This window comes from Variovorax sp. P1_G12 (genome assembly GCF_056405555.1).
On the sequence record NZ_JBFUBW010000002.1, the window covers coordinates 156,232 to 178,835 of the forward strand.

A 22,604-nucleotide genomic window follows, 5' to 3' on the forward strand; every position below is an offset into this window, starting at 1 on the left:
GTGAAGGCGAGCCCGGTCCTCAAGGCCTGCGCCTGCCTGGTCGACGGCCGAGGCCGGCTGCTGGTGTTCCACCACCCCGAGGACCGGGGCATGCAGCTGCCCAAGGGCACCATCGAGGCCGGGGAAGCGCCCGAGGCCGCGGTGCGGCGCGAACTGCTGGAGGAATCCGGCATCGACTACCTGGGTGAACTGCTGCCGCTTGGCACCATCGACCGCGACTGCGAGGCCGGCGTCGAAGGCAACAAGCGCCGCCACCCGCAGCTCTGGCACCTGTACCTGATGCGCGCCGAAGGGCCGCTGCCCGAGACTTTCGAACACGTCGCCTCCGGCAGCCCCGAGGAAGACGGCCTGGTGTTCAGCTTCAGCTGGCTAACGCACGACGCGCCGCTGGACAACTTCGCCGCCCCCTACATCCGGGTCATCGAGAAAGTTCGCTCGGCCCTGGCCCCCTGAATCCGGCCGGCGCAGCCAGGCCCGTTGGTGAAACACCGCGGAACCGGCTTCGCCGGGCCGCTGGTGTTGCCCCCGGTAGGGGGTGGGAGGGCTACACGCAGTGAGCCCGACCTGGGGGCGAGTCAGTCACTCACCAACTCGCTTCGCGCTCCGGCGTGGCGCTGATGTGGTGGATCGACAAATCCGCTCCTTCGTACTCCTCTTCCTGCGACAGACGCAGTCCGAGGGTGGCCTGCAGCACGCCGTAGACCGCGCCGCCCGCCACCAGTGCCCAAGCCACGCCGATCGCGACGCCGATGAGCTGGGCCCACAGGTTCACGCCGCCGATGCCGCCCAGCGCCCGGGTGCCGAAGATGCCCGCCGCGATGCCGCCCCAGGTGCCGCACAACCCGTGGAGCGGCCAGACGCCGAGCACGTCGTCGATCTTCCATTTGTTCTGCGTCAGGGTGAAGAGCTTGACGAAGATCGCGCCGGCCACGCCACCCACCACCAGCGCACCGATCGGGTGCATCAGGTCGGAGCCCGCGCAAACGGCCACCAGGCCCGCCAGCGGGCCGTTGTAGACGAAGCCCGGATCGTTCTTGCCGAGCGCCAGCGCCACCAGCGTCCCGCCCACCATGGCCATCAGCGAATTCACCGCCACCAGGCCGGAGATCTTGTCGATCGTCTGCGCGCTCATCACGTTGAAGCCGAACCAGCCCACGCACAAGACCCAGGCGCCGAGGGCCAGGAACGGGATGTTCGACGGTGGATGGGCGCTCAGCGAGCCGTCGCCGCGGTAGCGGTTGCGGCGCGCGCCCAGCAGCAGCACCGCCGGCAGCGCGAGCCAGCCGCCCATCGCGTGGACCACGACCGAGCCCGCGAAGTCATGGAATTCATGGCCCGTCACCCGCACCAGCCAGTCCTGGATGCCAAAGGCCCGGTTCCAGGCGATGCCCTCGTACAGCGGGTAGACGAAGCCCACGATGACCGCCGTGGCGATGAGCTGCGGCCAGAACTTGGCGCGCTCGGCGATGCCGCCCGAAATGATCGCCGGGATCGCGGCGGCGAAGGTGAGCAGGAAGAAGAAGCGCACCAGCTCGAAGCCGCTGCCGAGCGCCAGCTGCTCGGCGCCGACGAAGAAGTGCGTGCCATAGGCGACGCCGAAGCCGACGAGGAAGTAGACGATGGTCGAGACTGAGAAATCGACCAGGATCTTCACCAGCGCGTTGACCTGGTTCTTCTTGCGTACCGTGCCCAGTTCGAGAAAGGCGAAGCCCGCATGCATCGATAACACCATGATGGCGCCCAGAAGAAGAAATAGCGCGTTCGTGCCCCGAGTCAGTGCATCCATGAAGTTTGGCTTGTTGAAGTTTGCGTTGATGTGGTGCGTTCACGCCGGATTGCCCGGCTGACGCGCCAATCGAAAGCAAAATTGGTGCCAAATCCGCTTCACTGCGGTGCCTCGTGTTCCACATCACTGCATCGCGCACCGAAATGTTGCTCGCCCCCAGGTTGCCCGGCACTTCGTGTCCGGGCGCCCACCCCCTGCCGGGGGCAACACCAGCGGCCCGGCAAAGCCGGTTCCGCGGTGTTTCACCAGCGGGCCTGGCTGCGCCGGCCAAATCAATCGGCGCTGTGGTTTTTCTACGGCTGCGCGCAGCGCGCCCGTTCGTGGGCAGTCGCGGAACCGGCTTTGCCGGGCCGCTGACTGCGCCCCCGGTAGGGGGTGGGAGGGCTACACGCAGTGAGCCCGACCTGGGGGCGAGCTATGCTCCAGCCACCTTCATGCGATTGACCAGCACGGAGCCGGTGGTCTTTGCGCCGTAGTTGTAGGCATCCGCCCCCACCGCCTCGATGCCCAGCAGCATGTCCTTGAGGTTGCCGGCGATCGTGATCTCCTGCACCGGGAACGCGATCCGCCCCTTCTCGACCCAGAAGCCGCTGGCGCCGCGCGAATAGTCGCCGGTGACGTAGTTGACGCCCTGCCCCATCAGCTCGATCACCAGCAGGCCGGTGCCGAGCTTGGCGAGCATGGCGTCGAGGTCGTCGCCCTTCTTCGTCAGGCGCGAGGTCAACGTGAGGTTGTGCGAGCCGCCGGCGTTGCCGGTGGTCTTCATGCCCAGCTTGCGCGCCGAATAGGTGCTGAGGAAATAGCCCTCGAGCCGGCCGCCATCGACCACCTTGCGCTTGCGGGTCACGACGCCTTCGTCGTCGAACGGCGAGCTGCCCTTGCCGCGCAGCACATGCGGGTCCTCGACCACGTCGATGTGCTTGGGCAGCACCTTCTTGCCCAGGGAATCGAGCAGGAAGCTGCTCTTGCGGTAGAGCGCGCCGCCGCTGGTGGCCTGCACCAGGCCACCCAGCAGCCCGGCCGCCAGCGGCGACTCGAACAGCACCGGGCATTCGGTGGTCTTGATCTTGCGCGACTGGAGACGGCTCAGCGCGCGTTCGGCCGCATAGCGCCCGACCGCCGCGGGGCTCGCGAGCTCGTCGGCCGAGCGCATCGAGCTGTACCAGGCGTCGCGCTGCATGTCGTCGCCGCGGCCGGCGATCGGCGCCACCGAGATCGAATGGCGCGAGCTCGCGTAGCCGCCGCGGAAGCCGTGCGTGTGGGCGCTGAAGAAATGGCTCTGCTGGGCCGAGACGCCCGCGCCTTCGCTGTTGGTGATGCGCTTGTCCGTGGAAAGCGCCGCCGCCTCGCATTCGAGCGCCAGCCGGGCCGCCTGTTCGCTGGTGACAGCCCAGGGGTGGAACAGGTCGAGGTCGGGCTGCTCCTTGGCGATGTCGGCCTCGTCGGGCAGGCCGCTGACCGGATCCTCGGCCGTGAAGCGCGCGATGTCGTAGGCCGCCTGCACGGTCTGGGCGATCGCGGCTTCGGAGAAGTCGGAGGTGCTGGCGTTGCCGCGGCGATGGCCGACGTAGACCGTGACGCCGAGCGACTTGTCGCGGTTGCGCTCGACGTTCTCGAGCTCGCCCTTGCGCACCGAGACGCTCAGGCCGCAACCCTCGGACGCTTCCGCGCCGGCATCGGTGGCCCCGAGCTTCTTGGCGTGCGCCAGGGCCGAGTCGACCAGGTTTTCGAAAAAGGGACGGCTGTAGGCGAAGCCGGAATCGGCGCGCGAGGAAGATGTGGTCATGTGTTGGCTATGATACTTGCGCCCCCTGTTCCCGATGGTGCGGCCAACGATTGCCTCTATGTCCCGCAAACCCAAAAAAGGCTACTTCGTCCGTGGCGAGTTCGTCGCCGAAGGCAGCGAACTCGATCTGGAGCTCAAACGCGAGCTCAAGGGCACCGACGCAGCCAGCAAGACCGACCTCAAACGCGAAAGCGCCGAACTGCAGGCGCTGGGCGAAGCCCTGCTCGGCCTGCGCGCCGGCCTCTTCGAAAAGCTCGACCTGGGCGACAAGCTCAGGGACGCGATCGAGGATGCCAAGCGCATCACCAACTTCGAGGGCAAGCGGCGCCAGATGCAGTTCATCGGCAAGCTGATGCGCGGCCTCGACGCCCCGACCCTGGACACGATCCGTTCCGCCCTGGCCGAACAGGATCGCCTGCCGGCCGAGGAAACCGCGGCGCTGCACGAGGCCGAACGCTGGCGCGACCGGCTGATCGCCGACGACGACGCGCTCGGAGGCTGGATCGAGACCCACCCCGCGACCGATTCCCAGCAGTTGCGCGCGCTCGTGCGCCAGGCCCGCAAGGACATCAAGGCCGGCCCGCCGGGCGAAGCGCCGCGCCAGGGCAAGGCCTATCGCGAGGTGTTCCAGATCGTGCGCGCCCAGCTGCGCGTGCATGGCAGCGCGGACTACGCGGACGAGGCCGCGGCCCAGTCGCGCGAGGAGGACGCATGAGTGCGCCGGCGCTGGATCCGGTGCGCATCGGCATCGTCTCGATCAGCGACCGCGCGTCCAGCGGCGTCTACGAGGACAAGGGCCTGCCCGCCCTGCAGGAATGGCTGCAGCGCGCGTTGCGCAATCCGGTCACCTTCGAGTCGCGCCTGATCCCCGACGAGCAGGCCGGCATCAGCGCCGCGCTGATCGACCTGGTGGACGCCGGCTGCTCGCTGGTGCTGACCACCGGCGGCACCGGCCCGGCCCCGCGCGACGTCACGCCCGAAGCCACGCTGGCCGTGGCCCACAAGGAAATGCCGGGCTTCGGCGAGCAGATGCGGCAGGTCAGCCTGCGCTTCGTGCCGACCGCGATCCTGTCGCGGCAGGTCGCGGTGATCCGCGACCGCAGCCTGATCATCAACCTGCCGGGTCAGCCCAAGGCGATCGCCGAGACGCTCGAAGGCCTGCGCAATGCCGACGGATCGCAGGCGGTGGCGGGCATCTTCGCCGCCGTGCCCTACTGCATCGACCTGATCGGCGGACCCTACCTGGAAACCGACGACGCGGTCTGCAAGGCCTTCCGGCCCAAGTCGGCGCTCCGTCCGACCTAGTCCGTTGAGGACAGAGCAAAACTGCTGCGCAGTTCTTGGTCTGTCCCGCAAGCTTAGTCAGTTGAGGACAGAGCAAAAACTGCTTTGCAGTTTCTTGGTCTGTCCCGCAAGGTCTCAGGAGAGCGTATAGGCCGTCTTCACGACGGTGAAGAACTCCTGCGCGTACTTGCCCTGCTCGCGCGGGCCGTAGCTCGATCCCTTGCGGCCGCCGAAGGGCACGTGGTAGTCCACGCCCGCGGTCGGCAGGTTCACCATCACCATCCCGGCCTGGCTGTGGCGCTTGAAGTGGGTCGCGTACTTCAGCGAGGTCGTGGCGATGCCGGCCGACAGGCCGAACTCGGTGTCGTTGGCGGTGGCCAGCGCTTCCTCGTAGTTCTTCACCCGGATCACGCTCGCCACCGGCCCGAAGATCTCTTCCTTGTTGATGCGCATCGAGGCGACGGATTCGCTGAACAGTGCGGGCGACATGTAGAAGCCGTCGGTATCGAGCTTGAGGCGCTCGCCGCCGGCYGCCAGCGTGGCGCCCTCGGCCCGGCCGATCTCGACGTAGTTCAGGTCCTGCCGSAGCTGGCTCTCGCTCGACACCGGGCCGATGTCGGTGCCCTGCGCCAGCGCATCGCCGACCTTGATCCTGGCCATCCGGGCTGTCATGGCCTCGATGAACTTCGGATAGATGCCCTCGGTCACGATCAGCCGGCTCGACGCGGTGCAGCGCTGGCCGGTGGAATAGAAGGCGCTCTGCACGCTGAGCTCGACCGCCTGGTTCAGGTCGGCATCGTCCAGCACCACCTGCGGGTTCTTGCCGCCCATCTCGAGCTGCACCTTCTTGTGGTTCGTGGCGCACTGCACCGCGATGTTGCGGCCGACGCCGACCGAGCCGGTGAAGCTGATCGCATGGATGCCCGGATGGTTCACCAGCGCATCGCCGATCACGCTGCCGCGGCCCATCACGAGGTTGAACACCCCGGCCGGAATGCCCGAGCGGCTGATGATCTCGGCCAGCGCCCAGGCGCAGCCCGGCACCAGGTCGGCGGGCTTCAGGACGACGCAATTGCCGAAGGCCAGCGCCGGCGCGATCTTCCAGGCCGGWATCGCGATGGGRAAGTTCCACGGCGTGATCAGGCCGACCACGCCCACCGGCTCGCGCGTGATCTCSACGCCGATGCCCGGGCGCACCGAGGGGAGCAGTTCACCCGAGAGGCGCAGGCACTCGCCGGCGAAGAACTTGAAGATCTGGCCGGCGCGGGTGGCCTCGCCGATGCCTTCGGCCTTGGTTTTTCCCTCTTCGCGCGACAGCAGCGTGCCGAGCTCTTCCTTGCGCGCCAGGATCTCGTTGCCGATCTTCTCCAGCGCCTCGGAGCGCGCCTGGATGCCGCCGGTGGCCCAGGCCGGGAAGGCGGCGGTGGCGGCCGCGACCGCCGCCTCCACCTGGGCGCCGTCGCCCTGCGCATACTGGCCCAGCACGTCGCCGAGGTTGCTCGGGTTGACGTTGGCGCTGTAGCTGGCACCGGCGCGCCATTCGCCGTTGATGAGGTTGTCGAAATTCTGCATGTCGGCTTTCAATCTATTTGGCCCAACGCAGCACTTGCGCATCGAGGCGTTTGGCAGTTTCGATCAGCAGTGTGCGCGCAGCAGGATGGATCGGGGGGAAAGGATGACGCGGCGCTTCGCAAGCAATCACGCTACCTTCCTTCATCAAGGACTTCGCAGCCAGCGGGCCGCACTGCCGGTTCTCGATGTTGATGAGCGGCAGCCAGCGTTCGTAGTCGGCGATGGCCTCGTCGCGACGGCCTGCACGCCACGCGTCGAGGATCGGGCGAATGCCATCCGGAAAACCGCCGCCGGTCATCGCGCCAGTCGCGCCGGCGTCGAGGTCGGGCACCAGCGTGATCGCTTCCTCTCCATCCCACGGGCCTTCGATGGAGTCACCGCCAAGGCGGATGAGCTCGCGCAGCTTGGCAGCCGCACCAGCCGTTTCGATCTTGAAGTACGCGACATGCTCGATCTCCTTCGCCATGCGAGCGAGGAAGGCAGCCGACAGCGGTGTACCGGCGGCCGGCGCGTCCTGGATCATGATGGGAATGTCCACCGCGTCCGACAGTCGTGCGTAGAACTCGTAGATCTGCGCTTCAGGCACGCGGAAAGTCGCACCGTGATAGGGCGGCATCACCATCAGCATCGACGCTCCCTGGTCTTGCGCACGGCGGCTTCGCGCGGCGCACACGGCGGTGCTGAAGTGCGTGGTGGTCACGATCACCGGTACGCGACCATTGACATGTTCGAGGATGGCGCGTGTGAGCACTTCGCGTTCGTCGTCGGCCAAAAGGAACTGCTCGGAGAAATTGGCGAGGATGCACAGGCCATTGGAGCCGGCGTCGATCATGAAGTCGATGCAGCGCTTCTGGCTGTCGAGGTCGAGTTCGCCGCTTTCGGTGAAGGTCGTTGGCACGACGGGGAACAACCCCTGGTAGCGGGCGGGTCGGTGGGTGCTCATGTCAGTCTCTATTCGATGATGTCGAAGTCCTTGAGAAATTCGGTCTTGAGCGTGAGGCCCAGGCCGGACTTGTTGTCGTCGAGCTGCAGGAAGCCGTTCTCCGCCACCGGCTCGCCGTCGAAGATGTAATAGAACAGCTCGTTGCCCACTTCGACGTCGAACATCGGGAAGTACTCGGCCATCGGCGAGGCCAGCGTGCTCATGGTCAGGTGGTAGTTGTGCATCTGACCGGCATGCGGAATCACCGGCACGCTGTAGGCCTCGCACAGGGCGTTGATCTTGTGCGCAGCGGTGATTCCGCCGACGCGGTTGGTGTCGTACTGCACCACGCTCACCGCCTTGCGTTCGAGCAACTGCTTGAAGCCGTAGAGGCTGAACTCATGCTCGCCGCCCGAGATCGGGATGCTCGTGAACGCATTGAGCTCGGCGTAGCCGTCAATATCGTCGGCGATCACCGGTTCCTCGACCCAGCGAGGCTGGTACTTCTCGAGCTTGGGCAGGATGCGCTTGGCGTATTCGACGTTCCAGCCCATGTAGCACTCGAGCATCAGGTCGTTGTCATAGCCGATCACTTCCCGCATCGCTTCGACGGCCTTGAGGTTCTCGGCCACGCCCTTGGTGCCGTGCGCAGGACCGTAGCCGAAGCGCGACTTGAACATCGTGAAGCCCTGGTCCAGGTACTTCTTGGCCTCGGCCTGCATCGCGTCGAGGTCGGTGCGGTAGAGCTTGGAGTAGTAGCACGGGATCTTCTCCTTGGTGCGTCCGCCCAGCAACTTGAACACCGGCTTGTTGACGGACTTGCCGAGGATGTCCCAGATGGCCAGGTCGATGGCTGAGATCGCCGCCATCGTGACGCCCTTGCGGCCCCATGCGTGCGTGGCGCGGTACATGCGCTGCCAGAGATATTCGTAGTCCCACGGGTCCTGGCCGAGAACCAACGGCGTCAGGTACTCGTCGATGATGGCCTTCGCGATCTTGGGTGCCAGAGCCACGTTGCCAAGGCCGACGATGCCGTCGTCGGTCTCGATTTCGACCACGGTCCACGAGTGAAAGCGGAAGGTGCTCATCGTCTCGGTCTTGGAGTACACGAGATCCATCGCGTTGGAGCAGAAGTTGCCCTGCGGCGGGACGGTCTTGCCCTTCCATTGAAAGACGCGGGCGCGGACGGATTTGATCTTCATGATTTGTCTTCGTTGTGCGATGTGAATCAGGCAGCGACGGGTGCTGCGAGGTGATGCGCCGCGCCCATGCGACTGGCGATGCGGAAGGCTTGCCATGTCGCCTCGACGTTGGCCTTGCCCTGGCCCGCGATGTCGTACGCCGTGCCATGGGCGGGCGTGGTGATCGGAATCGGCAAGCCGCCCTGGACGGTGACGCCGCGGCTGAAGCCCAGCAGCTTGATCGCGATCTGGCCCTGGTCGTGGTACATGGTCACGATGGCCTGGTACTCGCCAGCCTGGGCTTTCAGGAAGATGGTGTCGGCCGGGAAAGGGCCCGCGAAGGGTGACTCGGTCGGCCAGGTGCGCGCCTGCAGTGCCTTCACCGCAGGTTCGATGATGTCGATTTCTTCGCGGCCGCAAACGCCCCCGTCCCCGCCGTGCGGGTTGAAGGCGGCAATTGCCACCTTCGGCTGCACGATGCCGTTCGCCAGCAACGAGCGATAGATGAGTTCGGCCGCCTGCTCGATGCGCGCCACACTGAGGAGGCCGGCCACGTCCTTCATCGGAACATGCGAGGAAATGCGCGACGTCCAGAGGTCGCCGAGCGTGTTGAACTCGCAGAAGTAGCCGGTCACGCCGAGGTGCTCGGCAAAGTGATGCAACTCGTCGTCATGCTGCATGCCGCCGACCTTCATGGCCTGCTTGTTGAGCGGCGCAAAGCAGATCGCATCCACGTCGCCAGCCACCGTGGCGTCCATGCATCGGTCCAGCACCTTCAGCACCGAGCGGCCACCCGCGGGCTCCGCCTTGCCGCGATGCACTTCGGTCGGGTCGATGGTGTCGACGGCGAGAAACGCGGGACGCCGTGTGTCGGCGCGGTCACGCACTTCGACGAGTGAATGCACTTCATCGGTGGCGACCTGCTGGCCTGCGATGCGCTGGCCATCGTCCCACAGCCAGCGGTCACCCACCAGCACGACGTTGGCAAGGGCAGTGGCTTCGGGCTTGGCGAGAAGACGGGCGATGAGTTCGGCGCCGATGCCGGCAGGGTCGCCGAGCGTGACGGCGACGACGGGGAGGCTTGCGTTGTTGTTCATGGCCTCAGTCCATCCGGATGTTGCTCTTCTTGATGATGTCGCCGAAGCGCTTGTATTCGGCCGCATGGAATTCGGCGAACTGCGCTTGGGTCATCGGCGTGATCTCCGCGCCGATGGCGTCGAGGCGAGCCTTGGTTTCGGGCAGGGCCAGCACCTTGTTCACGGCGTCGTGCACCTTGTCCTGCACGGACTTCGGCGTCGAGGCAGGCATGTAGATGCCGTACCAGGCACTGATCGCAACGCCCGGGTACCCTGCCTCGGCCATGGTCGGAACGTTGGGCAACTTCGGGTTGCGCTTGGTCGTGGTCACGGCCAGCGCACGGATCTTGCTGTTCCTGATCTGGCCTAGCACCGAGGGCAGCGTGTCGAAGCTCATTTGCACCTGGCCGCCGATCAGGTCGACCAGCGCGCCGCCGCTGCCCTTGTAAGGCACGTGCGAGATGTCGATGATTGCTGCATCCTTGAACATTTCCGCAGCGATGTGCTGCGTACTGCCCGCACCGCTGGAGGCAAAGTTGAGCTTTCCCGGCTCCTTCCTGGCAAGCGCAACGAGTGACTTCACCGAATCGGCCGGCACGTCGTTGTTGACAACCAGCACGTTGGGCACGGCGCCGACGAAGACCACCGGCACCAGATCCTTGTTGCTGTCGTAGTTGAGCTTGAGCAGATGCGGCGCGATGCCATGCGCCGTGACCACGCCCATCACCATCGTGTGGCCATCGGCCGACTTGGCCGTCGCATCGGCCGCGATGGTGTTCGACGCGCCGGGCCGGTTCTCCACGACGACGGGTTGCTTGAGAAGCGGGCCGAGGCGGTCGGCCACAGCGCGAGCCATGGCATCGGTGCCTCCGCCAGGCGGCGAGCCGACAAGGATCCGAACCGGCTTGCCGGGCCATTCGTCAGCATGCGCCGCACCGACGCCGGCAAGGAGCACCAGCGCTGCGGCGCATGCGGTCATCATCTTCTTCATCTGTTTTGTCTCCAAGCTGTTGGGGGTCAACGAGGCCGATGGTAGGCAAGCGATTGATTGCCGTAAACTGAAAACAGTTGATTAATTGATTACCTGAGGAGATCAAAAATGGGCTCGATCGACCGACAGGACAGCACCCCGCAATTGCTCAACCGTCTGCGCATGCGGCAGGTTGCGTTGATGTTGGCGATCGAGGAGCGGCGCACACTGCGCGCCGCCGCGACGCAGCTCGGGCTGACGCAGCCGGCTGCCACCAAGATGCTTCACGAACTGGAGGACGCGCTGGGCCAGACACTGTTCGAGCGCGTCGGCCGCGGCTTGCAAATCAACGCCGCGGGGGCGCGCGTGACCGGCTATTTCCGTAGCATCCGCGGCAGCATGGAAGCATTGAACCGCGAACTGGGAGAACTCAAGCTCGGCAGCGCCGGCAAGTTTTCCGTCGGCAGCATCATGGCCGCTTCGCCTGGGCGTCTCACGAATGCGTTGCTCGGCCTGAAGGCGATGTACCCGCTGTTGTCATTCGAGATCGCGGTCGACACCAGTGACAAGCTGCTGGCGCAACTCCGCGAAGGCGTGCTGGAGGTGGTGATCGGGCGGCTCGTCGAACATCCGGGCGTCGACTGCACCTTTCGCGCGATCGAAGACGAGGCGCTGGCCATCGTGGTGGGCAATGACCATCCGCTGGCGCGCAAGAGAAAGGTCGAGTTCGAGGCATTGCTCGACCACCCGTGGGTGCTGCAACCTGCAGGCAGTCCGATGCGCACCCTGATCGATCGCGAGTTTCGTGACCATCATGCGGCGTTGCCGAAGGGGCTGATCGAGACAGGCTCGATCCTCACCACGATCAACCTGATCCGCCGCTCGAACCTGATTGCCGTGATTCCCGCGGCCGTGGCAGCGAACGATGCGAAGCACGGCATGTTATGCATCCTGCCTTACCGCTTCCGCCAGACGCTCGAGGCCTATGGCAGCCTGGTTCGCTCCGATCGACCGTTGAGCAAGCCGGCCCTGGAATTCCTCGAACTGCTGCATGGCGGAAAACAAACCGAGATCTGATTCGGGCGGTGTTCAATCGGGCATGCCGTCGATCGCAGAACTCGGTGAAGCGAGTGGTAGTCAAAGTGCGCAACGGAGCGTTTCCAATGTTTGCAGACTTGCTGAAGCACTCGGTCGATGCCAACATGAGCGAGGAAGAACGAATCAGCGTCAGCTTCAACCTGATGTTCTCTTCGTTCACGCAGCAGTTGAGCAAACCGCTCGGGTGACACCAAACGGAGACCCTGATGGACGCTGCCGACAAGCTCGAAGCGGTCCTGCGCTATCACGAACGCACCAAGCACCAGTTCCACCGCTATGCGCGCTCCGCCGGCGCCCTGGATTGGGTGAACCAACCCAACCCGCTCCGCCGTTACGAGGGGGCGCCGCTCACACAGTTGCCCATCCTTGGCGCGGACGAAGAGCCGCTGTCGCCTCGCTACGAAGCTATGTATCGGCGGGGCGCGGTGCCGAGCGCGCCGCTCACGGTCCGCTCACTGTCGCGGTTGTTCGAGTACGCGCTGGCGCTGTCGGCCTGGAAGCAGGCGGGTGGCACGCGCTGGGCACTGCGCAGCAACCCTTCGAGCGGCAACCTGCATCCCACCGAGGGCTACCTGCTGATCGGCGTGTTTCCCGGGCTGGCGCTCACGCCCGGCCTGTACCACTACGCGCCGAGAGAACACGGCCTTGAACGGCGCGCGAATGGCTCCGCCGAATGGTTCGCGCAGTTGATGCGGGAGTTTCCCCCACAGGCCTTTCTGGTCGGTTTCTCGTCCATCCACTGGCGCGAAGCGTGGAAGTACGGCGAACGCGCGTTCCGCTATTGTCAGCACGACGCGGGCCATGCCATCGGCACGCTTCGCATCGCCGCCGCGACTTTGGGATGGAGCGCTGTCGTGTTGCACGGCCTAGCCGATGAAACCATCGAAGCCTTGCTGGGGCTGGACCGCGCCGAGGACTTCGCAGGCGCCGAGCGCGAACAACCGGAACTCGTCATGCTCATCTGGCCGAACGACTCGGCAGGGCCGTGGTGTGCAGGCGCGCAGCGCGCGGTGCCGCTCGGCCTGGATCCGCTGGTGGTGGGCCAGCTCACGAAGCAAGTCTGGTGCGGAACTGCGAACCGGCTCAGCCGCGACGACCCCGTCGCCTGGACCGTCATCGACGAGGTGGCGGTCGCCTCACGTCGAGCGATCGGCGAGCGGTACGGCTTGGACCTGTTCGACACGCCTGCCCCGGCGGATCGATGCGCAGCACTCCCAGACGGGCCACCGGCCGGCCGCATCATCCGCCAACGGCGCAGCCTCCTGGCCTGCGATGGCCGGACCTCGATCACGGCCGAGCGCTTCCACGGCATGCTCGCGCGCGTCATGCCGCGCGTGGAACTGGAGGTGAACCGGCGGCCGATGCCCTGGGATGCCATTGCCTGGGAGCCGCGCATCCACCTGGCCTTGTTCGTTCATCGGGTGGACGGACTCGAGCCAGGGCTGTACGTCCTTGTCCGCGACCCGGCCAAGCTGGACAAGCTGAAGCGCGCCATGCATCAGCACTTCGACTGGTCCGAGCCTCCCGGGTGCCCGGCGGAACTTTCCCTTCGCAGGCTGGAAAGCGGCGATGCAAGGCAGCTTGCGACGCAAGTGAGCTGCTTTCAGGACATCGCGGGCGATGGGGTCTTTTCGCTCGGCATGATCGCCGAGTATCGAGACGCCTTGTTCACGCACGGGCCCTGGTTCTATCGCCAGCTCTTTTGGGAAGCCGGGGTGATCGGGCAGGTGTTGTATTTGGAGGCCGAAGCGGCGGGCATAGGCGCCACGGGCATCGGCTGTTTCTTCGACGATCCGGTGCACCGGGTGTTCGGTTTCAGCAACCTGGAGTTCCAGTCGCTCTATCACTTCACGATCGGCGGCCCGGTGGTGGACAGCCGACTTACCACGCTGGCGCCCTATGGTGTGCGTGATGAAGACGAGTTGAAGCGTCGTCCAGACCGCGGGTGACGCAACGAGCGCGGAGGTCGCGGGGCAAGCACTGCCCGGCGGGTGGCCCGTCTGGTTGGACGAAGCATTGGCCTGCGATCGCCGCACGTAGAGCGACGACGATCGAAGGGTGACTTGCGAAGAAACCCGCTACGAGGCGGGTTTCAGGGCAATGCGGGAGGAAGGGGCGAACCCCTTGGAGCAAAGCTCCCGTGGCAGGATGAGCCACTGAGTCCACCGTTGCATCACGAACGTTTGATCGTCCCCCGCACAGGAAGTTCCGGGCCAATTCACCGTGGGTGTGGGTCGCCGCAATGCGCCGGATTGAAGTGGTCGTCTACATCCAAGGCAATCGAAAGGCCATGCCAGGGTTGGCGGCGCGGTTGTCATGGCCGGGAAACGCGCTGCGCAGGCGTACAGTCGCGCATCAGCATGTCGAATCGGTGCGCACTCGGCTACTGATGGCGGCGTTACCCCGTCCATCGCGGTATGCACCAATCATCTTCCCCGGAGGCTGCCCATGAGCGAAAGATCCGCAATCGACGAAGCACGCTTTGCGCAAGCGGTGCAACTCGTTGTCGCAGCCGTATCAGCCACTTCGCTGAGCAGCGATCGGAGCTTTGATGCGCAAACTCACCAGGACGTCCTTCGAGTAGCGCTGATTCGCGCGTACCAGACGCTTGGGGAAGCGCGTGACGAAATTGAGGGTCATGTGCGCAGTCCGGATTGACCCGGTCCAGTGCGTAGCTTCCCAGCCGCGCAAGCACTCGAATCAGCGTCGGCGAATGCGCCAATCTCATTGCTGCTCGAGTGGTTGCCTCACGAAAGACCAGCAGCGCGACTCTGGTTCTCGCGAAGTGCGCCTTTTCGTACGCCTATTTCCGGCTGAGGAGAAATTAGGGGTATGCAATGAAGAGTACCCTGTCCCCACGTTCACAGCTTTCGCTCGCAATTGCGCGGCGGCCTAAGGTTCGTTCTGAGGAATCTTCGCCATGTCTTCCCCGCAACTGCTTGCCCGTTCCCAAATCGACTTCATCGGCGGCGACTTCGATGCGCTAGCAACCCACATGCGACATTGCGCGCTCGCACAAGGGCGATGGTTTGCAATGGGGCGCCATCTACAGCGGGTGCGTTCAGTCGCCGCCGGCCGCATCGTGACGATGGCCTGCGTGGCCGTGTTGCTCGCCATCGGACTGTTCGCGGTCGTTTGAGCGCTGTCGCGGTCGTCGACCGACTCGACACGCTCAGCCAATACGCACGCGAGCTCCTCCTGCGTCCCCACGAACCGGTCGAACCACCGATCCGCGCCGAGCTCTTCGGCACACAACGCTTCGAGCAGCACGGCCACAGCCTGGCCCGCGCGCAGGTGGTGCAGCGTGGGAGCGCCCACGGCGACACTACGCCTTTTTTTCCGCGGGTCGACAAGAACCTCAAGTCACTGCGCCGCGCCTTCGACTACATCGCGCTGATGTCGCAGAGCGGGCGTTATGTGACACCAGCGGCCGAATGGCTGCTCGACAACTTCCACCTCGTCGAAGCGCAGCTTCAACAGATTCGCGAGGGCGTGCCCCGCAGCTATTACGCGCGCCTGCCCAAGCTCGCCGCGGCGCCGTTGGCCGGCCTGCCGCGCGTCTACGGCATTGCCTGGGCCTACGTGGCCCATACCGACAGCGTGCTGAACGAGGAACTGTTCACCGCCTTTCTCAACGCCTATCAGGACATTGACGAACTCACGCTGGGCGAACTGTGGGCACTGCCGACCACGCTGCGCGTGGTGCTGCTGGAAAACCTGCGTCGCGTCGCCGAAAGCATCGCCGAGAACAAGGTGGCGAGCGAAGTCGCACACGCGGCGTGGGATACGGCCGAGTCGCTTTCCGCGCAAGATCTGGACGTGCTCTACCGTGCGCTCCAAAGCCGCGGCATGCAGGAAAGCTACCTCACCCAACTGTGGCGACGCCTTCCGCTCGAGCACGGCGACGACACCCCCGCTCTCGTGAAATGGACCGAGCAGCACTGCCCGAACGGCCCCTCGCTGATCGCCAACGCGCAGAGCGCGCAGGCCGCCGCCAATCTCACCGTCGGCGACATCATCACCACGCTGCGCATGATCGGTCAGGTCGAGTGGGCCGACCTGATCGAGCCGGTCAGCCGGTCGCTGCGCGTGCTGCGCGAGCTGCCGAGCTTCAGCCGCGAAAGCGAAATCACGCGCCAGCAGATCACGCACGCAATGGAGCAGGTCGCACGTGCCAGCCGCCGGTCCGAGCGCGAAGTCGCTCAGGTGGTGGTGCGGCTGGCCTTCGACGTCGCCGCCGACCCGCACGAGCCGGACGACGACGAGGATCGCTGGTCGCTACCAGAACGAACGGCAGGCTACTACCTCTTTGGCGAAGGCCGCCCGGCGTTGATCGCCGCCCTGGCGCCTGCGCGCGGCAACGGCAAGGCTCCCTTTGCGATGCGACGGATCGCCCATCGCAGCTGGCGCCTCCCGCTCTACCTGCTGACGATCGTCGCCGGCACCGCGCTGTTGCTGGCCACGGCGGTACATGGGTTGAACCGCATCGGCTGGCCGGACGCGGCATGGACTTCGATCGTTGCGCTGGTGCTGCTCGCATGGCCGCTCTCCGAAGCCGTGATTGCGTTGGTGCACCGTATCGTGGCCGAATCGACTCGCGTACGCGCGCTGCCACGACTGGATTTCGCGGCCGGCGTTCCGCAGGCGCATCGGGTGCTGGTGGTCGTTCCGTCGATGCTGGGTTCGCTGGAGGCGAATGCCCAGCTCGCCCATCGCCTCGAACTGCACTGGCTGGCGAACCGCGAGGATCACGCGCAGTTCGCGCTGTTGACGGACTGGGCTGACGCGCCGCGGGCCTCGATGCCGGACGACGCGGCTTTGCTGGACGACGCGACGCGGCGCATCGCAGCGCTCAACGAAACGTACCCTCCACCGGCGGATGCTCCCCCGCGATTCGCGCTGCTGCATCGTCCACGGACCTGGTCCGACACCGAGCAGCGCTGGATGGGCTGGGAGCGCAAGCGGGGCAAGCTCGAGATGCTGCTGCGCCTGCTGGCTGTCGGCGATGCGAGCGGCTTCGTGCCGATGGCCGGGGGAATGCAACTTGCAGCGCGCATCCCCTACGTGATGACGCTCGACAGCGACACCGGCCTGCCTCCAGGCACCCTGCGTGAACTGGTCGCAGTGGCGGCCCATCCGCTGAATGCGCCGCAGATCTCCAAAGCCGGCCATCGCGTGGTGGCCGGCTTCGGCATCTTCCAGCCACGCATCGTCACACCCTTTCCGGAGCGGCGGGAGCGCTCGCTGTTTCACTGGATGTTCGCGGGTCAATGCGGACTCGACCCCTACAGCAACAGCGCTTCCGACATCTACCAGGACGTCTTCGGCATCGGCTCCTTCACCGGCAAGGGCCTGCTCAACGTGCGGGCCGTCCATGCCACGCTGGACCGGCGGGTGCCTGACGGCGCCGTGCTGAGCCATGATCTGTTCGAAGGCACGGTCGCCCGCTGCGCCGTGGTGAGCGACCTGGTCCTGATCGAAGACCACCCGCACCACCCCGGCGTCGCGGCCTCGCGCGTCCACCGCTGGACGCGCGGCGACTGGCAGCTGGTCCCGCTGATGCTGCGCGCGCGACACTTCGGCATCGATGCGCTCGGGCTGTGGAAGATGGGCGATAACCTGCGACGGGCCATGGTTGTTCCGGCATCGACGGCACTTCTCGCGTGGGTCGCCTTCACCGATTCGTTCCCGTTGAACTGGGGACTCGCAGCCGTCGGCGCGGCGCTCGTCCTCGGGCCGCTGCTGGGGGCACTCGCGGGGCTGGTGCCGACGCGACGCTCGATCGAACTGCCCCACTTCTTCGACGTCGGAGCCACCGAGCTGATGCGCACCACGGTCAGCGCGGCGTGGCAATTCGTGCAGCTGGCGGCGCAGACTCGCCTTCTGCTCGACGCGTCCGCCCGCGCCGCATGGCGGCTCGCGGTGAGCCGCCGGCATCTGCTCGAATGGACGACCGCGGCCCAGGCGCAGACACAGGCGCGCTACGACCTCCCTGCGTTCCTGCGCGGCGCGGCACTCACGAGCGCCGTCTGCATCACATTCGCCGTGGCGTCGTTGTGGAGCCCGCATCCGCGGCTGGGCGCCGTTCTCTTCGTACTGTGGGCGCTCGCCCCTGTCGCCGCGTGGTGGAGCAGCCGCACGCCAGCGGAAACCGAAAGCAAATTGACCGCCGAGCAGCGCGACTATCTCGAAGCGTTGGCACACGACACGTGGCACTTCTTCGAGCAGGTGGTCGGGCCCGAGGACAACCATCTGCCACCCGACAACTTGCAGCTCGAGCCCGAGCCCACCATCGCGCACCGCACTTCGCCGACCAACATCGGCATGTACCTGCTGGCAAGCTGCTGCGCGCGCGAGTTCGGGTGGATCGACACGAAGGCGCTCGCCGCCCGGCTCGCGGCGACGCTCGACACCATCGATCGCCTCGACAAGCACGAGGGCCATCTCTACAACTGGTACGACACGCAAACGCTGCGGATGCTGCCGCCGGCCTACGTGTCCAGCGTGGACAGCGGCAATCTCGCGGGCCACCTGATTGCCGTCGCGCAGGCCTGCCGCAGCTTTGCCACCGACAACGCCGATGGCGCCGGACTGGAGGCGCTCGCGCAGCGCTGCGAGACCCTGTGTGCCGGCATGGATTTCCGGGGGCTCTACGACACCAAGCGTCATCTCTTTCACATCGGTCTGCGGGTGGAAGAGAACGCGCTCGATTCGAGCTACTACGACCTGCTCGCCTCCGAATCGCGCCTTTTGAGCTTCCTTGCCATCGCCAAGGGCGACGTGCCGCGGCGCCACTGGATGGCGCTCGGCCGGCCCTTCTTTTCGGTGGGCGTGAAGCCGGGCCTCAAGTCGTGGTCGGGCTCAATGTTCGAATACCTGATGCCGGCGCTCGTGATGGCGGAGCCGGTCGGCGGCTTGCTGCAGGTCGCGAACCTCGCCGCGATCGGCGAGCAGCAGGCCTTCGGCTCGGTGCAGAACCTGCCGTGGGGCGTCTCCGAATCGGCGTATTTCGCGCAGGACCATTCCCTTGCCTACCAATATTCGCCCTTCGGCGTGCCGCGTCTTGCGCTACGTCGCACGCCGCCGACCGACCGCGTGGTCGCGCCTTACGCCACTGCGATGGCCGCACTGCTTCGGCCAGCCGATGCGGTGTCGAACCTGCGCTTGCTCGAGTCGCTCGGTGCACGCGGCGAGTTCGGCTTCTTCGACGCGATCGATTTCACCGTCTCGCGCCAGCCCGCCGAGCAGCCCTTCACCGTCGTGCGCAATGTCATGGCGCACCACCACGGCATGTCACTCGTGGCTTTGTGCAACGCCGTGCGTGACAATGCGCCGCGCCGCTGGTTCGGCAGCGCGCCGCTGGTGCAGGCGCACGAATCGCTGATGCATGAGCGCACGCCGCGGCAGATCATCGGCAGCGCCGATCCGCGCCCGCCGCCCGAGCCCGCGACCGGCGAAGCGCCGCCGATTTTCCAACCGCGCGTGGTCGATCCGATGGCACCCGGCTTTCAGCCCACGCACTTGCTGTCGAACGGGCAGTACACGGTGGCGCTGCGCGCCAATGGCGCCGGCGTGAGCCGCTGGCGCTCGTTCAACGTGAGCCGCTGGCGGGACGATCCGCTGCGCGACGGCTATGGAACCTTCTTCTACGTGCGCGACGCGCACAGCCCCGCGCTCACCTCGCTGACCGCCCTTCCTGCGCCCGGCGAACACTGGCGCTACCGCGCGCGCTTCCTGGCCGACCAGGTTCAGTTCGACGCGAGCGGACCCGGTCTTCAGGCGCGCATCACGGTGCTCATCAGCCCGGAGGACGACACCGAGCTGCGTACAGTCTCGCTGCACAACACGGGCAGCGAGACGCGCACGCTGGATCTCATTTCCTACTTCGAACCGGTGCTGTCCAACCCCAAGGCCGATGAGGCGCATCCGGCCTTCGCCAACCTGTTCGTAGAAAGCCGCTGGGAGCCGGGCTGGCGTGCGCTGCTGATGTCACGCAGGCCCAGCCTGCACGGCGACCCGGTGGTTGCTTCCGCGCACTTCGTCGCATCGGTCGATGCGCAGGTGCTGTCTGTCGACTGCATGACCGACCGACGCGCTTTCGTCGGGCGCAATCGCACACTCGCGGCGCCGGCGATCGATCTGCAGCCGCTGGCGTCCGACGGCAGGCCGATCAATGGCCTCGATCCGATCGCGTGCCTGCGCGTGCGTCTTTCCATCGCACCGGGCGCCACCGCGCGCGTGACCTTCGCGACCGCCGCCAACGACAACGTGGATGCATTGATGCCCGGCATCGACCGCTACCTGCAGCCGATGCACGTGGAACGCGCTACACGCATGGCCGCCACGCTGGCGCAGGTGCGCTTGCGCGATCTCAGGCCAAGAACATTGCGCTGCAGGACCTTACGACCATCCTGACTTACACCACGCCTCGCGTCATGCGCGATCGGAGCCTGATCGACCTGCGGCAGATCTGGCGTTTCGGCATCTCGGGAGACAAGCCGGCCTGAGCGTTCGCGTTGCCCGGCGAGCTGGATCGCCGGCGTCTATCGACCCTGTCCGCCGCGCACGTCCGCTATGCGGCGCCGACTTTGACCTGCCGAATGTCGCTCTTGGGCCCGTTCCGGGCGTTGGCGATGTGGCGGATGAACGTCCGCAATGCAGCGATGAGCTGACCGACGATCGACAGAACCTACGTCCACAGCTTGGGAAGCTGCCGTTCTGCCATTGAACTACACCCGCGAACCGGACCGGATTCTACCGGCAGTCCGGATGCAGGCCAGTCCTCGACTTCGACTGCGAACCCAAGACCCGCCCCATGCGAAACGCCCGCCCCGTAAACCCCTGATGCGGCCAAACGGCGGCTCGGCCATTCGGCCAATTGACCCAGCGCCCGCGCAGTGACAGATTGTGACTTGTGAATGCCAAGTGTTGGCACACGCAGGACGTTGTCGCGGGCGTGCCCGCACGAGGAGTCGAGACATGCTGGGAGAATTCGTCCCGAGGAACATCGCAGCCAAACTCGCAGAGCGGGGGCGCGGGCTGTCCGAGCACCTGATCGATTTCTCACCGGATGCGGTCAAGGATTCCTACAACCGGCGGCCCTTCCTGGTCAGCCATCACCTCGACCAGCATCCCGCTTTCAAGCTGCCATCCCTGTTCGCGTTGTGCCGGCGCCTGCCGCCCACCGAGGTGAAGTACCGTGTCGGCGTGATCCCGGAGACGGCGGACTTCGACTCCTCCTACGCGCGCTTCAGCAAGGGTCTCTCGCTGGAAGACGTGCTCGACCGGTTCGAGCAATCCAAGGCCTACATCTGCATCTACAACCCGGAACGCGACCCCACCTACCGGCCCATTCTGGAAGGCATCCTTTCCGAGGTCGCCGCGGCCATCGACGAATGCGATGCGGTGATCACCTGGTATTCGACCTACATCTTCATCTCGACGCAGGATTCGATCACGCCGTACCACATGGACCGCGAGATGAACTTCCTGCTGCAGGTGCGCGGCACCAAGCAGGTGTCGCTCTGGGACCCTGCCGATGACGAGATCATGAGTCCCGCGGAAAGGGATCGGCTGCTGTCGATGTTCAGCAGCCTGCGAGCGACCTATTCGCCCTCGTTCGAATCGAAGGCCATGAACTTCGACTTGCGGCCAGGCATCGGCGTGCACCACCCCTTCATCGCGCCTCACCGGGTGACCACGGGCTCCGAGCTTTCCATCTCGCTGGCCTTCACGTTCCGCACCCAGAAGTCCGACAAGCTGACGAGCGCCCACGCCTTCAACTACCTGCTGCGCCGGTGCGGCTGGCTGCCCGCGGAAGTGGGTCACAGCGCCGTGGCCGACGAGATCAAGGTGGTGGCATCCCATGCCGCGAAAGTGCCGATCGGCCTGCTGCGGGCCTGGCGCGCGCGGCGGATGGCGACCTAAGGAGACTCTGAAAAAGTCCTCGCGAGAGCGTGCGCCTCGGGTCGGGATGGGATGCAAGACGCAAACCGGAGCCATAGCCAAAGCTATGGCAGGATTTGCAACGCCGCAGACCGCCCGAGCCGAGGATGCGCGGTCCGCGGGGACTTTTTCAGAGTCTCCCTAACGCAGCTGCTATTTGCTGAGCCAGGGAGCGTTGGCGCTCGCGGCCGGATCGGGCCGCGCGAACATGGACAACGCAGCCTGCTGTCGCCACTCGAGCATGCGCATGCGGGCCTGTGCCAACTCGTCTTCCGGAACGTTCTTCACGGGCATCGCTTCGGTCGGATCCTTGTCGAGATCGAAGGTGTCCATTGGCGTTCCATCCAACGGATAGTGGTACTTGCGTGTGCCGCGGCGCATGGCCAGCGTGGTCCCGTCGATGGAGCTGGTGAAGAACACGGCGCGATCCGCGCCCGCCGGTTCCAGCAGCGACCGCCCCGGCAGCCGTGCCCCTTCGACCTGGTAGCCCAGCAGTTGCGCAATCGTCGGAAGGATTTCGATCTGCTGGCGCGCGCCCTGCACCCTTGCGCCCTTCAGGGCGGGCATGCCAGGCGCGTAGATGACGGCGGGGATGCGCAGGCTTTCCTCGTAGACCATGTTGAAAGACTGCTTGGCATCGTGCTCGTCGAGCATCACGCCATGGTCGCCCAGGAACACGAAGATCGTGTCGTCGAGGATGACGTGCACGCTTGGCGCTGTCGCGATGGATCGGTTCATCTGAAACGCTGGCGATAGCGGCGCGGCCTTCAATAGCTTTTTCGATTCCCCTCGGCCGCTTCACCTTCGAACGTTGCACCAGAACCGTCACCGCATCGGTTCCTCTCGATGTGATCGGAGATGTTGAACGATCGCGGAACGCTTCGTGTGCCTGCAAAAGCGCTCAGTGATCGAGAAGCAGCTTCCCAAGCTGTAGACGTAGGTCCTGTCGATCGTCGGTCAGCTCATCGCTGCATTGCGGACGTT

General features: G+C 65.7%; 18 protein-coding genes. 10 read left to right on the forward strand and 8 right to left on the reverse strand.

The genetic code is table 11. From position 1 onward, the window contains the following. Positions 1-453, forward strand: a complete 453-nt coding sequence (locus AC1D2O_RS02910) for an NUDIX domain-containing protein (protein ID WP_478087939.1) — start codon at positions 1-3, stop codon at positions 451-453. 130 nt (positions 454-583) lie between these two features. On the opposite strand, the gene AC1D2O_RS02915 is transcribed toward AC1D2O_RS02910, so the two are convergent. Further along, complete coding sequence (locus AC1D2O_RS02915; protein ID WP_478087937.1) at positions 584-1,786, reverse strand: ammonium transporter; 1,203 nt, start codon at positions 1,784-1,786, stop codon at positions 584-586. Between the two features lie 415 nt (positions 1,787-2,201). Next, the gene (pmbA, locus tag AC1D2O_RS02920) at positions 2,202-3,572 is read right to left on the reverse strand and encodes a metalloprotease PmbA (RefSeq protein ID WP_478093092.1); all 1,371 of its coding nucleotides are present in this window, start codon (positions 3,570-3,572) and stop codon (positions 2,202-2,204) included. Between the two features lie 58 nt (positions 3,573-3,630). Here pmbA and yjgA point away from each other — a divergent pair, with 58 nt between their 5' ends. Both yjgA and mog read left to right on the forward strand, forming a co-directional pair. Continuing rightward, positions 3,631-4,287, forward strand: coding sequence for a ribosome biogenesis factor YjgA (gene yjgA / locus AC1D2O_RS02925; protein WP_478093094.1), 657 nt, complete (start codon positions 3,631-3,633; stop codon positions 4,285-4,287). Beyond that, positions 4,284-4,877 carry a molybdopterin adenylyltransferase gene (gene mog / locus AC1D2O_RS02930; protein ID WP_478093095.1) on the forward strand — a complete coding sequence of 198 codons (594 nt, stop codon included), beginning with the start codon at positions 4,284-4,286 and terminating at the stop codon, positions 4,875-4,877. Before yjgA ends, mog begins: the two co-directional genes overlap by 4 nt. A 114-nt stretch (positions 4,878-4,991) precedes the next feature. Here mog and AC1D2O_RS02935 read toward each other — a convergent pair whose 3' ends face one another. From AC1D2O_RS02935 to AC1D2O_RS02955, 5 genes are read right to left on the reverse strand one after another with little or no spacing between them, the layout of a single operon-like run. Beyond that, positions 4,992-6,428: an aldehyde dehydrogenase family protein gene (locus AC1D2O_RS02935; protein ID WP_478093097.1), complete on the reverse strand. Its 1,437-nt coding sequence runs from the start codon at positions 6,426-6,428 to the stop codon at positions 4,992-4,994. Positions 6,429-6,441: 13 nt separating this feature from the next. Further along, complete coding sequence (locus tag AC1D2O_RS02940) at positions 6,442-7,371, reverse strand: dihydrodipicolinate synthase family protein (RefSeq protein WP_478085410.1); 930 nt, start codon at positions 7,369-7,371, stop codon at positions 6,442-6,444. An 8-nt stretch (positions 7,372-7,379) separates the two neighbouring features. Beyond that, the gene (locus AC1D2O_RS02945) at positions 7,380-8,552 is read right to left on the reverse strand and encodes an L-rhamnonate dehydratase (protein ID WP_478156134.1); all 1,173 of its coding nucleotides are present in this window, start codon (positions 8,550-8,552) and stop codon (positions 7,380-7,382) included. Between the two features lie 26 nt (positions 8,553-8,578). After that, the gene (locus AC1D2O_RS02950) at positions 8,579-9,628 is read right to left on the reverse strand and encodes a 4-hydroxythreonine-4-phosphate dehydrogenase PdxA (protein WP_478085414.1); all 1,050 of its coding nucleotides are present in this window, start codon (positions 9,626-9,628) and stop codon (positions 8,579-8,581) included. Positions 9,629-9,632: 4 nt separating this feature from the next. Beyond that, positions 9,633-10,589 (reverse strand): Bug family tripartite tricarboxylate transporter substrate binding protein, encoded by a 957-nt coding sequence (locus tag AC1D2O_RS02955; protein ID WP_478085507.1) that lies wholly within the window; start codon positions 10,587-10,589, stop codon positions 9,633-9,635. Positions 10,590-10,706: 117 nt separating this feature from the next. On the opposite strand from AC1D2O_RS02955, the gene AC1D2O_RS02960 reads away from it, so the two are divergent. From AC1D2O_RS02960 to AC1D2O_RS02990, 7 genes are all read left to right on the forward strand, one after another. Further along, positions 10,707-11,654, forward strand: coding sequence for a LysR family transcriptional regulator (locus tag AC1D2O_RS02960; protein ID WP_478085415.1), 948 nt, complete (start codon positions 10,707-10,709; stop codon positions 11,652-11,654). Positions 11,655-11,662: 8 nt separating this feature from the next. Next, positions 11,663-11,863: a putative 2OG-Fe(II) oxygenase gene (locus AC1D2O_RS02965; protein ID WP_478085417.1), complete on the forward strand. Its 201-nt coding sequence runs from the start codon at positions 11,663-11,665 to the stop codon at positions 11,861-11,863. 18 nt (positions 11,864-11,881) lie between these two features. Beyond that, positions 11,882-13,624, forward strand: a complete 1,743-nt coding sequence (locus tag AC1D2O_RS02970; RefSeq protein ID WP_478085419.1) for a SagB/ThcOx family dehydrogenase — start codon at positions 11,882-11,884, stop codon at positions 13,622-13,624. Positions 13,625-14,123: 499 nt separating this feature from the next. Continuing rightward, complete coding sequence (locus tag AC1D2O_RS02975) at positions 14,124-14,333, forward strand: hypothetical protein (protein ID WP_478085421.1); 210 nt, start codon at positions 14,124-14,126, stop codon at positions 14,331-14,333. Positions 14,334-14,595: 262 nt separating this feature from the next. Continuing rightward, positions 14,596-14,814 carry a hypothetical protein gene (locus tag AC1D2O_RS02980; RefSeq protein WP_478085422.1) on the forward strand — a complete coding sequence of 73 codons (219 nt, stop codon included), beginning with the start codon at positions 14,596-14,598 and terminating at the stop codon, positions 14,812-14,814. Further along, positions 14,811-20,090: a glucoamylase family protein gene (locus tag AC1D2O_RS02985; protein ID WP_478156135.1), complete on the forward strand. Its 5,280-nt coding sequence runs from the start codon at positions 14,811-14,813 to the stop codon at positions 20,088-20,090. The genes AC1D2O_RS02980 and AC1D2O_RS02985 overlap by 4 nt, the downstream gene beginning before the upstream one ends. Before the next feature lie 564 nt (positions 20,091-20,654). Continuing rightward, a complete protein-coding gene (locus AC1D2O_RS02990; RefSeq protein ID WP_478085426.1) occupies positions 20,655-21,602 on the forward strand; it encodes a cupin-like domain-containing protein in 948 nt (315 codons plus the stop codon). A gap of 171 nt (positions 21,603-21,773) precedes the next feature. On the opposite strand, the gene AC1D2O_RS02995 is transcribed toward AC1D2O_RS02990, so the two are convergent. Then, positions 21,774-22,391, reverse strand: coding sequence for a sulfatase-like hydrolase/transferase (locus tag AC1D2O_RS02995; RefSeq protein WP_478156137.1), 618 nt, complete (start codon positions 22,389-22,391; stop codon positions 21,774-21,776). Positions 22,392-22,604: the final 213 nt, after the last annotated feature.

Coding starts and splice junctions, on each gene's coding strand:
- AC1D2O_RS02915 (WP_478087937.1), bottom strand. CDS start 1,786: ATGGATGCACTGACTCGGGGCACGAACGCGCTATTTCTTCTTCTGGGC.
- pmbA (WP_478093092.1), bottom strand. CDS start 3,572: ATGACCACATCTTCCTCGCGCGCCGATTCCGGCTTCGCCTACAGCCGT.
- yjgA (WP_478093094.1), top strand. CDS start 3,631: ATGTCCCGCAAACCCAAAAAAGGCTACTTCGTCCGTGGCGAGTTCGTC.
- mog (WP_478093095.1), top strand. CDS start 4,284: ATGAGTGCGCCGGCGCTGGATCCGGTGCGCATCGGCATCGTCTCGATC.
- AC1D2O_RS02940 (WP_478085410.1), bottom strand. CDS start 7,371: ATGAGCACCCACCGACCCGCCCGCTACCAGGGGTTGTTCCCCGTCGTG.
- AC1D2O_RS02945 (WP_478156134.1), bottom strand. CDS start 8,552: ATGAAGATCAAATCCGTCCGCGCCCGCGTCTTTCAATGGAAGGGCAAG.
- AC1D2O_RS02950 (WP_478085414.1), bottom strand. CDS start 9,628: ATGAACAACAACGCAAGCCTCCCCGTCGTCGCCGTCACGCTCGGCGAC.
- AC1D2O_RS02955 (WP_478085507.1), bottom strand. CDS start 10,589: ATGATGACCGCATGCGCCGCAGCGCTGGTGCTCCTTGCCGGCGTCGGT.
- AC1D2O_RS02960 (WP_478085415.1), top strand. CDS start 10,707: ATGGGCTCGATCGACCGACAGGACAGCACCCCGCAATTGCTCAACCGT.
- AC1D2O_RS02970 (WP_478085419.1), top strand. CDS start 11,882: ATGGACGCTGCCGACAAGCTCGAAGCGGTCCTGCGCTATCACGAACGC.
- AC1D2O_RS02975 (WP_478085421.1), top strand. CDS start 14,124: ATGAGCGAAAGATCCGCAATCGACGAAGCACGCTTTGCGCAAGCGGTG.
- AC1D2O_RS02980 (WP_478085422.1), top strand. CDS start 14,596: ATGTCTTCCCCGCAACTGCTTGCCCGTTCCCAAATCGACTTCATCGGC.
- AC1D2O_RS02990 (WP_478085426.1), top strand. CDS start 20,655: ATGCTGGGAGAATTCGTCCCGAGGAACATCGCAGCCAAACTCGCAGAG.